Origin of the sequence: Streptacidiphilus pinicola, assembly GCF_003258295.1 — a bacterium.
GTDB classification, from domain to species: Bacteria; Actinomycetota; Actinomycetes; order Streptomycetales; family Streptomycetaceae; genus Streptacidiphilus; species Streptacidiphilus pinicola.
This window is the reverse complement of sequence record NZ_QKYN01000149.1, coordinates 1-331: the sequence shown is the minus strand read 5'-3', so window position 1 is coordinate 331 and position 331 is coordinate 1. Positions and strand designations below refer to the sequence as shown.

The 331-nt window shown below is 74.6% G+C and carries 1 pseudogene; it reads left to right on the top strand.

From position 1 onward, the window contains the following. A pseudogene (locus DN069_RS42010) lies at positions 1–307 on the top strand (3-oxoacyl-ACP synthase); the annotation flags it as partial. Between the last annotated feature and the right edge of the window lie 24 nt (positions 308–331).

The window sequence follows — 331 nt, the reverse complement described above, 5'->3', positions numbered from 1 at the left end:
GAACGACCTCACCGAGGCCCGGGCGCTGCACTCGGTGCTCGGCGACCGGCCCGCGATCACCTCCACCAAGGGCGTCACCGGGCACACCCTGGCGGCGGCCGGAGCGGTGGAGGCCGCTTACACGGCTCTGGCGCTGCACCACGGCGCGATCCCTCCCACCGCCAACGTGCAGTCGGTGGATCCGGCGATCGACGTCGACATCGACGTGGTCACCGGGAGCGCGCGGTCCTGCCGGATGAGCGTCGCGGCCAGCACCTCGCTGGGCTTCGGGGGGCACAACGCCGCGCTGGTGCTCACCGCCGCGTGACCGGTGGGGTCGGGACGCCGCCGC